Consider the following 13,740-nt stretch of genomic DNA (forward strand, 5'->3'; position numbering starts at 1 on the left):
TCTGAAAACGGCTCAGGGCTGTTGTCTGCTCCAGCGTCGTCGGAGTGACCTTTACAGAATTTGCGGGAAAGCGTTAGATTTCAACTGTGGTGAGCTCACAAGGCCGGGCTCGGTTTTCGGAAAGGTGATAACACTATGACGATAAAGAAGACCAATAGTTGGCTCGATTGGCAATTGAAACATGGAAGCCATGAGTTTCCAGGACCGGATGGTGGGACATGTATAAACGAGGCCGCGCTGGTGGTTGCAGGCTTCGCCTATCGGGAAGTGACCGGTATTTTGGATTTGCCCGAGTCATTCTGCCCCGTAATAAGTCAGTACGCTCTCACTCTGAACGATGCGATGCCAGAAGGTGAGCTCCTCAACCGCCTGCGACCTTTCGCGGCGCGGCTTTCCGGCAGCAGCGATGGACGCAGCGTGGCCGACCTTCGGGGCTCCTATCTTGCAATGCAAGCCGCCCGGGAATTCGCGCCGCTTGCGCTCCAAAAAGTTGATCCGGCTGCGGCCCAGCGCCTCAAGGTCGTGTCCAGTCCCGAGCAGGCAATGGCCGAGCTAGATGCGCTGGCTCAGATCGATTGGCCAGACAATGTTCGTGAAACCGTCGGCGCCGCAAATCGTGCCCTTGTCCGAACCCTTGACCTGAGAGATGCGATTTACACCGCAGAGCTGACCGCGATTTGTGCCATACGGGCAGCGGCTGTCGATGACCGTGCATGGGATAGAGCAATCGAAGCCTTGGAGTGTTTGCTGACAATCGGCAAACAGGCTGATCCAATAGAGGTCGACCTGATCGAACGGCGGGCCGCAGAAGTTCTTGCGGTCGCCTGACCCAGTTTGAGTGCTGGTCGGAAGACTCGTCGATGCCACCTGAAGATCGGCTTGGTCTCACCGAGCTGCCCATCCCTGCATTGAGATTTCGCAGTCGCAGCGAATTTCGGCCCTAACGGGCCGCAACGCAGCGGTGGCAGATGATGGTCAAGCTCAGCAAAGGGCCGGTTACGAACGATTGGCGGCCGTGTAGGGGCTAAAAGCAAATGGCATATTTGACCCAGGGGGGTTTCTAATCTGTCTCGGTGATTCAAGGTCGAAGTGATTGCCGAACTGCCCGATGCGCAGTGCCGAAGACACAACGGGGAATGTATTCATGAACGATATCGGAGATCCGTTCGTTTCGACGGATTCCCTGTCTAGCAAAGGAACCGCCTTCGAGTCTGCGACATCCCTTCCGTCGTCTGAACTCTTGAATATCCCTGAGTACCTCAATGAGGTCTACCACTGGGCCTATCTAAACCCGCGAAATGTGGCTATTCTCGACCGCGAGCTGGTCGTGTCCGCGATCCTCTGGGGTCAGCACCGGCGCTTGCAACGAGTCGCGTTCGAGGAAATCGCGCCCGGCTCCAGTGTTTTCCTGCCCGCGCATGTTTATGGCAGCTTCGTGCCTAACCTCGCGCACCATATTGGCCCTAAGGGAAGACTGGATATCTCAGACATAAGCCCAGCCCAAATCGCGATATGCAAGAGGAAGGTGAAAGACATACCTTGGGTCTCGATTTGTCGCGCCGACGCCCGCCATCCAACCGGCGGTCGATATGAAATGGTCTGTTGTTACTTCCTGCTTCACGAATTACCGGATTCCTATAAACACTCGGTTGTCGACGCACTGCTTGAAAACCTCCGGCCTGGCGGCAAGGTGGTTTTCGTCGACTATCACAAGCCAAAATGGAGCAATCCCGTGAAACCTTTCGTGGGACTCGTCTTTGACATGTTGGAACCTTTCGCAAAGAGTATTTGGCAACATGAGATCGAAGAGTTCGCGACCAAGGGCGACGAATTCTCGTGGCGTAAAGAGACCTATTTCGGAGATCTCTACCAAAGGGTTGTTGCTACAAAACGGTGAACACCTATGCCAGCGTCAGGCTCCCCGCGGCCGAAGTAGACGTCGGCGGGTGTGAGGTTTTGCAGGCTCTCGTGATAGCGGCAGTGGTTGTAGTGCTCGACGAAGGCGTCGATCTGCTGCCGGAGGTCGCCGGGCAGGTAGTAGTTCTCCAGCAGGATGCGGTTCTTGAGGGTCTGATGCCAGCGCTCGATCTTGCCCTGGGTTTGCGGGTGATACGGCGCACCGCGGACATGATCCATCTGCCGGTCTTCCAGCCAGTCGGCCAGTTCGCCCGAGATGTAACTGGCGCCGTTGTCTGAGAGCAGGCGCGGTTTGTGCAGAACCGTCGCCTGGTCACAGCCTGAGGCCTGCAGCGCCAGATCCAGCGTGTCAGTGACATCGCCGGCCTTCATCGTCGCGCAGAGCTTCCAGGCGATGATGTAGCGGCTGTAGTCGTCGAGGATCGTCGACAGGTAAAACCAGCCCCAACCGATCACTTTCAGATACGTGAAGTCGGTCTGCCACAGTTGGTTCGGCCGCGTGGTCTTGTCCCGGAACTCGTCAGCCGCCGACAGCACCACATAGGCCGGGCTGGTGATGAGATCGTAGGACTTGAGGATGCGATAGACCGAAGCCTCTGACACAAAATACCTTTCTGTGTCGATGAAGCGCACCGCCAGCTCTCGTGGCGACAGCTCGCTTTCCTTCAGGGCCAGATCCTTGATCTTCTCCCGCACCGGCTCGGGAATGCGGTTCCAGACCCGTGAAGGTCTGGGGCTGCGATCCTCAAGCGCCTCGGGACCGCCGGTCAGATACCGGTCATACCAGCGATAGAAGGTCGTCTTGGGAATGCCCAGCTTGTCCAGAGTGCGTTTGGTAGGCAAGTGCGACTGCTCAACCAACCGGATGATCTCCAGCTTCTCGGATGCGGGATACCTCATTCGTCGTCGCCCCCATCTATTACCCGGCAGGCGAATGCAAAGCATTCTGCCGAGAGGGCCCGAGCATGCTTTTTTTGAGAAGGCGAAGTTCAAGCATCTGCTCGGCAACGACCTCTTTCAGATCGCGAGCCTCCCGGCGCAGATCCTTGACCTCGTTCGACGTTGCCGCGCGTGCCGTGTCCCCAGCAAGGCGCTTCTTCCCGGCCTCCAGGAACTCCTTCGACCAGCTGTAATACAGGCTCTGGGCGATACCCTCGCGACGGCACAACTCGGCAATGCTGTCCTCGCCCTTCAGGCCGTCCAGCACGATCCTGATCTTTTCTTCTGCCGAATACTGTTTCCGTGTCGCCCGGCGAATGTCCTTAACAACCTTCTCGCCATGGCTTTCACGTGCTCCGGGTTTCTGTCTCATCTCCACTCCTTGGTGGTTACGATGAGCCACAAACCCTCTCTTATCAAATCAGCCTAAACTGTCCCATTGGTGCTGACGTCAGACACTACATACTGGTCGGGCTTGGTGTCTTCGTGGCCGCGGCAAGCTCCGTCGCCGAAGCGCTCATGCGGCGCCGAGAGGAGGATCACAAGAACAGAAAATCAGTCACCGGTGTGCGATACATTGGTTCTTTCGCCGCGCCCTGCCCCAATGCAGGTCAGACTTTTCTTGATTCGATCCGTCTCGAGAAAGCTCAACATAAGAATTCGCCTTCACGAACATTCGCAACTAGAATGAAGCTAACCGCCAAAGTGTTGCAGAGAGAAAGAAAAACGAGGAAACGGCGTGATTGAAGTGACGAGCCAGGAAACACAAGGCTGGAAGCGCCTCGACAAGGCCGCCTTCGGGATAATCTACGGTGCGATCATGGTGCTCAGCATCCTGATGGCCGCAGGCGACCATCCCGAGTCACCGGTGAAAACCGCGGTCGTGCTGTTCGGATCCGTACTGGCGATCACCTTGGCCAAGGCCTTTGCCGAACTTCTGGCCCATGCCCTCGACAGCGGAGAGCGTGTCACGCGACATGCCTGGCGCGCGGCCTGGCACCATAGCAGCCCGACGCTGGCCGTGGCCAACTTGCCAACGCTCTTCTTTCTTGCAGCGGGGTTCGGCTGGATGGGTGTCGAACTGGCCGCCTTGCTTTCTCAGGGTGTTTGCGTGGCGCTCCTCGCGGTACTCGGAGCACGGGTGGGATGGGTGATCGACGGCCGGGTCACACCGGCGGTTCTAGGAGGCCTATTCGCTGGGGGCATCGGTCTGGTACTGGCATTGATGAAGGTCGCTATTCATTGAGTATCGCACCCTGCCGATGCATTGCTCGCGCAGTCTGTCTGTTAACCTGTTTTAAAATACGATTCGGCGGCTCTCAATGTTCTTCCTTGGCGAATCTTGGGGCATCGTGAGACATTCGCGAACGAGACGGCGTTAACCAGTATATTGGGGGCAAAATGAAAAAAGCGCGCTTGTCGTGGGTTGTCGGACCATTCTCCGTGCCATGCTTTCTTCTTGGCCTGCTTTTCTTCGCGGCATCCCTAACGCCCTCCCTCATTCCGCGGGGGCCTGATGTGCAGGGTATTCTTGGCGGTCTGGTAACGGCGTTGGGGTATCTTGGCGGGCAAGTCGTCGCGCTACTGTGGCGCGGTTTAGAGATGCCGAAACTCTCGGGCCGGCCGGCCGGCGCCCTGACGTGGCTCGTGGCCGCCGGGATCGTGGTGTTCTTCCTCTGGGTACTGGGATCGAGTCTGACCTGGCAGAATGATCTCCGTCAGAAGATGGGGATGGAGGTCGCGGATGCGCTGCATCTAACGCGGATCATGGTCTTCGCGATCGTGACATTCGCGCTCGCCTTTCTGCTGGGGCGCCTGGTGGCCTCGTTCTTTCGGCTGGTCAGGGCCTGGTTTTACCGGGTCATGCCGCCGAGGCGGGCCAATGTGCTCGGTTTGGTGACAGTTGTCCTGACCCTATTCGTCGTCACGCGCGAAGGCATCCTCGACCGGGTGATAACAGGACTTGATGAAAGCTACGAGACGGCGCAAGCGCTGTTCGACAAGGCGCCGCCGCGGCCTTCCGATCCGTTGAAGACGGGCAGCTCAGCCTCGCTGATCGATTGGTCCGCGATCGGCAAACCTGGGCGCGATTTCATCACATCGGGCCCGGATGCTGACGCCATTTCCGCCTTCACCGGACGTCCCGCCATGCAGCCGATCCGTGTATATGTCGGCCGCGCCAACGGCAAGACCCCGCTGGAGCGGGCCGAACTTGCTCTGGTCGAACTGAAACGCCTTGGCGCGTTCGAGCGCGAGGTGCTGATCATGGCAAGCCCGACGGGGACGGGATGGATGGACCCCGGCGCATATGATCCCGCTGAATACATCCACAACGGCAACATCGCGACTGTCGCGGCGCAATATTCCTACCTGCAATCCCCCTTGGCGCTCATCCTCGAAACGAATACCGGTCTCGAACAGGCTAGGGCGTTGCAGGATGTGATACACGACTATTGGAAAACTTTGCCGCTGGACGCGCGCCCGCGACTTTATGCGAATGGGCTCAGCCTTGGCGCCTGGTCTTCGATGCATGCCACAAACATGTTCCGCCTGCTCGACGATCCCATAGACGGCGCGTTCTGGATCGGCCCCCCGTTTCCATCCACGTTCTGGAACTATGTCCAGAACCAGCGCAACCCCGGCAGTCCATGGGTGCTTCCCGAGATCGGAGACGGGTCGCTTGTGCGGTATGCGTCACACACGACAGACGCATCCAAACCGGACACCAAATGGGGCGCCATGCGGATCGTCTTCCTGCAGTATTCCAGCGACCCTGTTGTCTTCTACGAACCTGCGTCCCTCTTCCGCCCTCCTCCCTGGATGCAGGACCGGCCGGCCGAGGATATGTCCGAGTACTTTTTCTTCATGCCCATCGTGACGCAATTCCAGTTGGCGCTCGATCTGGCGTTGTCATTCGGATCCCCGCCGGGGCATGGGCATGCGTATTATGCGCGGGACTACATCAACCCTTGGGTCGAGGTGACCGCGCCCTCGGGATGGAGCGCTGAGGATACCGAACGGCTGAAGGCCCATTGCGATAACGGATTTCAGGCGGGATGTTCGAACGAACTGCGATGAGGTGTCGTGACTCCGTTGAACGAGAGTGTCATTTCTTGCAGACAACCGCAATTATTCAAGCCGTTCCTCGAAATGCAGAAGCGAATTGCCTGCCGAATCTATTATTACAAGACCCGCACCATAGCGCACGTAGTCGGACGCGCGAACCAGGGCATTGATGAAGCGGCGTTCGAAGGCTTCGATTTCATCAGGACAGGCCATCATCGTGGCCGCGAAATCCTGCGGAAATGCGATCCCACCGTCCGAAGGCAACAGCGTCCCACTGAAGCGATTGCACCCGCCGAATGCCGAAAAGTTGCCTTCCTCGTCGATCAGAAGCGTCGCCGGATCATCGTTGATCCACGCTATGCCTTCGATTTCCGTGACGGCCCAAGCAATTCCCGATATCGACCGGGAAAGCGGCGTGTGTGTATCCTCGTCAGCGACCATCGAAAGGATGATTTCAACCGGCGCATCGCCAAACGCGTCATGCCTGTAGGCGGTCCGGAACATCTGCTTGTCCCCGGACCAGATCGTCGCCACGACTGCGTACCTGTCCTGCTCGTCAATCATCCGCGCATCATAGTTCAAGGCAACGGTCATTGGCACGCTGGTCATGACAGAGCGCTGTGAAGCGATTCTTTTCGAGCTTACTCCTGCCCGAGATATATCAAGCAGTTGAACGTCAAGCTGAGCGTCGGGCGGAAGCGCAATGCGCTCACGATAAGTCACTGTTACTTCGAGCATATTCGTTTCGGCCTCGGCATTTGAGTAAGTCACCAAGAAAACGATTGTCAGGGCGAGATTTCTTAGAATGTTTCGCATACTTGGATTCCTCAAAAAAGACCGCTTCAACTACGTCGCGCCCATCCGAAAGTCTCGCAGGTAAGCTCCCAAACGGCGGTCCGCTAACGCCGAGTGATAGTCCAGAGATTTGATGACCCCGCCCAATCGGCGGGGTTCTGAATATTTTTAAAGGCAGAATTTTGAAAGGCAAATTGCCAGATCGGGAGTGCTTGGGCAGGTCAAGTTCCTTTTTTCTTGCTATGCCCCCAAGAGAGCTCTTGATCAACGCCGCTTCGGGCTCGGAGCTGCCATCCGATAGGTTCGGCCGGGAATCTTGGGACGGAACGTCCGCTTTCAGAAACAGCGAGTTTTGCCTTCACATCCGTAGAGAAGGTCCGCTTCCCGCCGTTTGCCGTATGCTGCTTTCAGCAAGAAAACACGTCTGGGGGAACAATTGGGGGAATAGTCAAGAAACTTTTCAATAAATATTCTTAATTACAATACATTACAGATTGTATTTGGCGATCCCGGAAGGACTCGAACCCTCAGCCTGCTGATTAGAAGTCAGCTGCTCTATCCAGTTGAGCTACGGGACCGCTGGTTTACTCAATGCCGTTTCGGCCGCCCGATGGCAAGCCGGAGGTTGGGCAGTCTGCCTGGTGCAGACTCAGTGCGTCCAGGGCCTACGCCGGTTGGTGGCGAAATTTTCACCATACCCGCCGGCGCGGATGTTGGCCTTGCGCGCATGCGGCTCGGTCACCACCGCGTCGATGCCATGCTCCTCGGCATATTCCAGCGCCGCTTCCTTGGTCGGAAAGCGCAGCCGCACCTGTGCCTGGGTGTCCCGCGACGAGGTCCAGCCCATCAGCGGATCGATCTCCCGCGCGCTGCCGGCGACGTATTCCAGCACCCAGGATTTCGTCTTGGCCGTGCCGGACGACATCGCGGTTTTCGCAGGTTTGTAGATACGGGCGGGCATGGGTCACTCCTTGGCTCTGCGCAGTTTCGGTTTAACCGCAAGCCAGCCGACGCGGCAAGGCGGAAATGGGTTTGATCGGCACGGATGTCGCGGCGGACGCAGTTGCGGGCGGTGATGGCTTCCACGCGGCAGGGAGCGAGGGGTGGGTGTGCTCCTGCCCGACGACAAACAGGCCCGACGACAACCAGGCCTGCTGCTCACCGGTTATTCCGGCCAGTGCGGACCTGGACAAACAACGAAAGTTTTTTCACCGGGCGGTCGGCTTTCCATGTGCGACCCTGTCGCGGGCCAGCCCGACCACCCCTTGAACCGGAACAAAAAGTGATCAAGTCTTAACCCTCCAGCAAGCCCGAGTCGCCCCCATGCCCTATGCTCATTCCGACAAGACCGCCCCGATCCTGCACGCCGCAGCGCCGGACGTGAAAACCCGCGACAAGCTCGAAGGCGGCAAGCGCTTCGTGATGCACACCGAGTTCCAGGCCGCCGGCGACCAGCCCACTGCCATCGCCGAACTGAGTTCCGGCATCAACGACGGCGAGCGCAGCCAGGTGCTGCTCGGGGCCACCGGCACCGGCAAGACCTTCACCATGGCGAAGGTGATCGAGGAAACCCAGCGCCCGGCGATCATCCTGGCGCCCAACAAGACGCTGGCGGCCCAGCTTTACGGCGAGTTCAAAAGCTTCTTCCCGGAAAACTCGGTCGAATACTTCGTGTCCTACTACGACTACTACCAGCCCGAAGCCTATGTCCCGCGTTCGGACACCTATATCGAGAAGGAAAGCCAGATCAACGAACAGATCGACCGGATGCGCCACTCGGCCACCCGGGCGCTTCTGGAACGCGACGACGTGATCATCGTCGCCTCGGTCTCCTGCATCTATGGCATCGGCTCGATTGAAACCTACGGGGCGATGACCCAGGATCTGAAGGTCGGTGCGATGTATGACCAGCGCGCGGTGATCGCCGATCTGGTCGCCCAGCAATACCGCCGCAATGACCAGGCGTTCCAGCGCGGCAGCTTCCGGGTGCGCGGCGATTCCCTTGAAATCTTCCCCGCCCACCTCGAAGACCGCGCCTGGCGGCTCAGCTTCTTCGGCGAAGAGCTTGAGAGCATAACGGAATTCGACCCGCTCACGGGCGAGAAGACCGACAGGATGGACCGCATCCGGGTCTATGCCAACTCGCATTACGTCACCCCGAAACCGACGATGCAGCAGGCGATCCAGGGCATCAAGAAAGAGCTGAAACAGCGCCTCAACCAGCTGGTCGACGACGGCAAGCTCTTAGAGGCGCAGCGGCTGGAACAGCGCACCAATTTCGATCTCGAGATGCTCGAAGCCACCGGCGTCTGCAACGGGATCGAGAACTACTCGCGCTATCTCACCGGCCGCGCACCGGGCGAACCGCCGCCCACCCTGTTCGAATTCATCCCCGACAACGCCATCGTCTTCGCCGACGAATCCCACGTCTCGGTGCCGCAGATCGGCGGCATGTATCGCGGCGACTATCGCCGCAAGTTCACCCTGGCCGAACATGGCTTCCGCCTGCCGTCCTGCATGGACAACCGACCCCTCAAGTTCGAGGAATGGGACGCCATGCGCCCGCAATCGATCTTCGTCTCCGCCACCCCGGCGGCGTGGGAGCTGGAGCAGGCCGGCGGCGTCTTCACCGAACAAGTGATCCGCCCGACGGGCTTGCTGGACCCGCAGGTTGAGATCCGCCCCGTCGAGACCCAGGTCGACGACCTGCTCGACGAGATCCGCATCGTCGCCCAAAAGGGCCAGCGCGTGCTCTGCACCACGCTGACCAAGCGCATGGCCGAGGACCTCACCGAATACCTGCACGAACAGGGCATCCGCGTGCGCTACATGCATTCCGACATCGACACGCTGGAACGCATCGAGATCCTGCGCGACCTGCGGCTGGGGGCGTTCGACGTGCTCGTCGGCATCAACCTGCTGCGCGAAGGCCTCGACATCCCCGAATGCGGGCTGGTGGCCATCCTCGATGCCGACAAGGAAGGCTTCCTGCGCTCGGAAACCTCGCTGATCCAGACCATCGGCCGGGCGGCGCGGAATGCCGACGGCCGGGTGATCATGTATGCCGACCGCATCACCGGCTCGATGGAGCGCGCCATCGGCGAAACCAACCGCCGCCGCGCCAAGCAGGAGGCCTATAACGTCGAGCACGGCATCACGCCGGAGACGGTGAAGAAAAACGTCGAGGACGTTCTGGCCGGGCTCTACAAGGGCGACACCGACATGAGCCGCGTCACCGCCAAGATCGACAAACCGCTGCATGGGGCCAATCTCGAGGCCGTTCTGGACGGTCTGCGCGCCGACATGCGCAAGGCCGCCGAAAACCTGGAGTTCGAAGAGGCCGCCCGCCTGCGCGACGAGATCAAGCGGCTGGAAGCGGTGGACCTGGCGGTGGCGGACGATCCCCTGGCGCGGCAATATGCGGTGGAGAAGGCGTCGGAGGCGGCTGTTGGGGCAAAGGGGCGGTCAACGGCAGGGCGGGCCGGGCAACGTGGGGGGAATGTGAAGCGGCGGGGGCGGTGACTTTGACAAGTCTGTTCACCTATGACCAAGGCGCGCATTTCATCAGTTGCCTTGAACTTGCAGACCAGAACCTTCGTCGAAAATACAAAGATGAAGCTAATGTCCGTTGGATCGTCATTTCATTGCACGATGCGCTCTACACGCTTTTAATCCAAAAGCTCACCAGAACGGATGGATTCGGAATTTACAACGACAAATTTGAAAAGCGGGTTGGCGAATTTTACGAGAAACAGTTGAGCTCTAAGTCGGCTGAATTCCACCAATTGATGGAACAAGCTCAAAACGAAAATATCGCGAGTATTGTAGAGCTTTTGAAGCGTGCCAATCTGGCTTCAAAGGCACAAATCCGCACCAGGAATATTGAGGACTTACCGCGTCCAAGCCGAGGATTGAGTCGCTTGAAAAGCATTCGAAACTTTTTCTCACACCCAGCCCCGATGCTCGCTGGATACTATTCAGATTGGTTGTTGGATGCGATAAGCGACACAGTCAGCGTGATTGATGAGGTTAGAAATCTACCAGGAAAGACCGCTGCGCGCCACGACACGCATGAAGCCGATTTACTACTTAAATTTATTGCCTTTTATCTGTTCCGATGGCGTTCTGACGCGGAACAATAATAACGGAGGCGGTTTCAAAAAAACCAATGCCCGATGCCCTGCATCGGGCACGCGCCCGACCCGCCCCATGGGCGGGCGCGTTCCGCACCCACCCCGGGCCGGGCGCGAGCCTTGAGGCGGGCGGTGCGCGTGGATCAACCGGCGCATGGCGGGCAGACCCCCGCCCTACGGCGGCACGTAGGCCGGGGGTCAGCCCGGCCCCCCACCGCGAACCCCGCGCCCTCGCTTGCACCACGCCCCCGGCAGTGCCACCCTGCGCCCATGCCGCACCTGCTCATCAACGGACGCTGACCATGGGCCACGACGAAAAATGGTCTCAACACGTCACCGAAACCAGCCACGCGCTGGCGCTCGAGCCCGGCGTCTTCACCTGGGACGATCCGAAACGCATCGCCGCATCGCTCAAACGCTCGGCCGAGGCCAGCACCTCCCGCAAGGGCACGCCATATCAATCAGCCATGTCGATGCTGAGTTTCTACATCAACCGCGCCGGCCACACCCTGCCGGAGGACCAGCGACAGGTGCTGCAACAGGCCAAGCAGGAATTGCGCGTGCTGTTCGGCCGCGCCACCTAGCCAAAACTCCCGCACAGGGTGAGCGCGGCCCGACCTTTCCCGGCCGAACACGGCGGAATGGCGGGCGGACTCCCGGCCTGCGCAGCCGACACCGGCGGGCGTTCAAACCACGTCCCGACAATATTTTCACCCCGCCGCACAATCCCTCTTGCGCGACTCACGCAACCACCCCATATGCGCGTCACCCGGGCGTGAGGCTCCGCCCGAGGGCCGCAAGGAATGGTCCCCAGGGCACTCCCTCGCACCACAGGAACACCGCAGATGCGCATCCTTCTCGCTTCGGCCCTTCTGGCCGTCGCAACTCCCGTCATGGCCGATGAAACCACCGGCACCGTCCTGGCCTTCGACCGTGTCGCCGGAATCGTCGTGTTGACGGACAAGACCGTCTATTCGCTCGAACTGCTGGGCGAGGTCCCGGTCGAGAACCTTGTCGCCGGCGACATGGTGACGATCGACTTCGAGTCGATCGGCGAAGACGGCATCGACAAGATCAACGCGATCACCCGCGCCGGCGAATGACAATCGCGGGCCGCGGCGCGAACCGTGCCGCGGGCCGCGCTCCGGTACGGCGCCCCGATAAGACCGGCAGTTCCATGGCTGGCCGAGGACAGGTGCCCGTGGTCCGGGACAGCCGCACAGGCGTCGGCGGCGCGAAAAAAACCCGCCGGTGCCGCTTACGCCCGCTTGATCACCCGGATCAGCACCAGCAGGATCACCGCGCCGATGGTGGCATGGATGATCGACCAGACGATCCCGCCGCCGGCGCCCACGCCCATGCGCGGAAATATGAACCCGGCCAGCACCGCGCCGACGATCCCGATCACGACATTGCCGCCCAGGCCGAAACCCTGCCCCTTCACGATCGTCCCGGCCAGCCAGCCGGCCACCCCGCCAACGATCAGCATCGCGATCAATCCACCAAGTCCCATGGCTCGTCCTCCCGTTGCCCGCACTCATACATAGCATAGATCCCGGAGGCGCCGGACACCAAAATCTCCCGGCACGGCAAAGCCGCTTGCGCCCCCGACCGTGGCCGTGTTTCCCCAGTACGACGGATTGGCGAAAAACTCTTCATCGGCCGCGACGAAATCTCTTGCGCGGCTCCCGCACCTCCCCCGATGCGTGCGCCACCCGGGCGAGAGGCGCCGCCGACGGCCGCAGGGAAGCATCTCCCCGCGCACTCCCTCGCACCTCAGGAACACCGCATCCTTCATCCTTCTCGCTTCGGCCCTTCTGGCTGTTGCCGCTGTTCTGGCCGAAATAGTCACGATCGGTTTCGGCTCTGTCGGCGAAGACGGCATCGACAAGATCGACGTGCTCGCTGCCGTCGCGTCGGCGCCCTGAGGTGGGTTGAAAACGGACCCGGCGGGGCCTCGTAAGCCAGCGCTCCACCCCGCCTCGCGCACCACCACACGCGCTGCGACACCTGAACACCCCAATGGCGGGAATCCGCCGTTAACCGTCACGGTTGACCTCGGTCAGGGAGGCTCCGCGAACAAAGGTGTAGAATGATACTGTTTTTCAAGGCCGCGTGAAGAAAGATGGCTGAATCCGGCGCGGTCCATCAGAAGGAGGAGTGACATGTTTAGGTGGAAATCTTTTCTCTTCGCTACAACAGCCGCAATTGCGCTTCCCGCCGCCGCAATGGCGCAGGATTGGAGCGGACTCTACGGCGGTGTGACGCTCGGCTACGGTATGGGCAATGCAGACCACAGCTTCAGCAACGGGGCCCCTCCCGGCAATTCCGAGCCCCGCGGCCTGCTGGCCGGCGGCTTCCTCGGATACGCCGTGCAGAACGGCAATATGGTCTGGGGCGGCGAGATCGACATTGAAACGTCGAACTTCGAGGGCAGCTACATCAATACAACCGGCACCACCTCGCAAGGCTTCGTGACCGGTAATTGGCAAGGCTCGCTGCGCGGTGTTCTCGGCTTTGCCGGCAACATGGGCGGCAACCCAGCACTCTATTATGCCACGGCCGGCTGGGCAGTTGGCGAATTTGACTTCCTGGGCGGTCCGTCTGTTCCAGTTCCGCCGGGCGGCGGATACAGCGAACGGCTCAACGGCTGGACCGCAGGCATCGGTATGGACTTCGAAATCGCGCCCAATACGGCGTTGCGCGCCGAATACCGCTACACCGATTTCGGCACGGCAAACGGGACCCTGGCACCAGCCTTCCCCGCCATCACCATGCCGGTTGACGTGAACCAGCACGCCCTGCGCGTCGGCGTCCGGTTCAACTTCTAGACTGTTTGGCCATGCGGCGCCCGGTGCCACATGGTCGCTAGAGGGAGTTGCGAAAGGGG

At 59.9% G+C, this 13,740-nt stretch carries 12 protein-coding genes, 1 tRNA gene and 1 pseudogene; 9 read left to right on the top strand and 5 right to left on the bottom strand.

The annotated features are described in order from the left end of the window. Positions 1–135 precede the first annotated feature (135 nt). A complete protein-coding gene (locus tag NO357_RS17150) occupies positions 136–828 on the top strand; it encodes a hypothetical protein (RefSeq protein ID WP_306736950.1) in 693 nt (230 codons plus the stop codon). Positions 829–1,144: 316 nt separating this feature from the next. After that, positions 1,145–1,897: a rhodoquinone biosynthesis methyltransferase RquA gene (gene rquA, locus NO357_RS17155; RefSeq protein ID WP_306736951.1), complete on the top strand. Its 753-nt coding sequence runs from the start codon at positions 1,145–1,147 to the stop codon at positions 1,895–1,897. Positions 1,898–1,917: 20 nt separating this feature from the next. Here the strand turns inward: rquA and NO357_RS17160 are convergent. Then, positions 1,918–3,229: pseudogene (locus NO357_RS17160) on the bottom strand (IS3 family transposase); the annotation flags it as partial. A gap of 366 nt (positions 3,230–3,595) precedes the next feature. Here NO357_RS17160 and NO357_RS17165 point away from each other — a divergent pair. Both NO357_RS17165 and NO357_RS17170 read left to right on the top strand, forming a co-directional pair. Continuing rightward, positions 3,596–4,102 carry a hypothetical protein gene (locus NO357_RS17165; RefSeq protein ID WP_306736952.1) on the top strand — a complete coding sequence of 169 codons (507 nt, stop codon included), beginning with the start codon at positions 3,596–3,598 and terminating at the stop codon, positions 4,100–4,102. A gap of 272 nt (positions 4,103–4,374) precedes the next feature. Next, positions 4,375–5,934 carry an alpha/beta hydrolase gene (locus tag NO357_RS17170; protein WP_376744401.1) on the top strand — a complete coding sequence of 520 codons (1,560 nt, stop codon included), beginning with the start codon at positions 4,375–4,377 and terminating at the stop codon, positions 5,932–5,934. Positions 5,935–5,985: 51 nt separating this feature from the next. Here NO357_RS17170 and NO357_RS17175 read toward each other — a convergent pair whose 3' ends face one another. The 3 genes from NO357_RS17175 to NO357_RS17185 all read right to left on the bottom strand — a co-directional run bounded on the left by NO357_RS17175 (position 5,986) and on the right by NO357_RS17185 (position 7,678). Next, the gene (locus NO357_RS17175) at positions 5,986–6,738 is read right to left on the bottom strand and encodes a YbaY family lipoprotein (RefSeq protein WP_306736954.1); all 753 of its coding nucleotides are present in this window, start codon (positions 6,736–6,738) and stop codon (positions 5,986–5,988) included. A 480-nt stretch (positions 6,739–7,218) separates the two neighbouring features. Continuing rightward, positions 7,219–7,295, bottom strand: a tRNA-Arg gene (locus NO357_RS17180). 71 nt (positions 7,296–7,366) lie between these two features. Beyond that, positions 7,367–7,678 carry an ETC complex I subunit gene (locus NO357_RS17185; protein ID WP_306736955.1) on the bottom strand — a complete coding sequence of 104 codons (312 nt, stop codon included), beginning with the start codon at positions 7,676–7,678 and terminating at the stop codon, positions 7,367–7,369. A gap of 362 nt (positions 7,679–8,040) precedes the next feature. On the opposite strand from NO357_RS17185, the gene uvrB reads away from it, so the two are divergent. From uvrB to NO357_RS17205, 4 genes are all read left to right on the top strand, one after another. Continuing rightward, entirely contained in the window at positions 8,041–10,239 is a 2,199-nt protein-coding gene (uvrB, locus tag NO357_RS17190) for an excinuclease ABC subunit UvrB (protein WP_306736956.1), read from the top strand. Positions 10,240–10,241: 2 nt separating this feature from the next. Then, positions 10,242–10,859: a hypothetical protein gene (locus NO357_RS17195; protein WP_306736957.1), complete on the top strand. Its 618-nt coding sequence runs from the start codon at positions 10,242–10,244 to the stop codon at positions 10,857–10,859. Positions 10,860–11,152: 293 nt separating this feature from the next. Then, positions 11,153–11,434, top strand: coding sequence for a DUF3175 domain-containing protein (locus NO357_RS17200; protein WP_306736958.1), 282 nt, complete (start codon positions 11,153–11,155; stop codon positions 11,432–11,434). Positions 11,435–11,695: 261 nt separating this feature from the next. Then, positions 11,696–11,953 carry a hypothetical protein gene (locus tag NO357_RS17205; RefSeq protein WP_306736959.1) on the top strand — a complete coding sequence of 86 codons (258 nt, stop codon included), beginning with the start codon at positions 11,696–11,698 and terminating at the stop codon, positions 11,951–11,953. A gap of 155 nt (positions 11,954–12,108) precedes the next feature. On the opposite strand, the gene NO357_RS17210 is transcribed toward NO357_RS17205, so the two are convergent. Then, positions 12,109–12,363 (bottom strand): GlsB/YeaQ/YmgE family stress response membrane protein, encoded by a 255-nt coding sequence (locus NO357_RS17210; RefSeq protein ID WP_306736960.1) that lies wholly within the window; start codon positions 12,361–12,363, stop codon positions 12,109–12,111. A gap of 652 nt (positions 12,364–13,015) precedes the next feature. On the opposite strand from NO357_RS17210, the gene NO357_RS17215 reads away from it, so the two are divergent. Continuing rightward, a complete protein-coding gene (locus tag NO357_RS17215; protein ID WP_306736961.1) occupies positions 13,016–13,681 on the top strand; it encodes an outer membrane protein in 666 nt (221 codons plus the stop codon). Positions 13,682–13,740: the final 59 nt, after the last annotated feature.

Origin of the sequence: Marimonas arenosa, assembly GCF_030848945.1 — a bacterium.
GTDB lineage: Bacteria > Pseudomonadota > Alphaproteobacteria > Rhodobacterales > Rhodobacteraceae > Marimonas > Marimonas arenosa.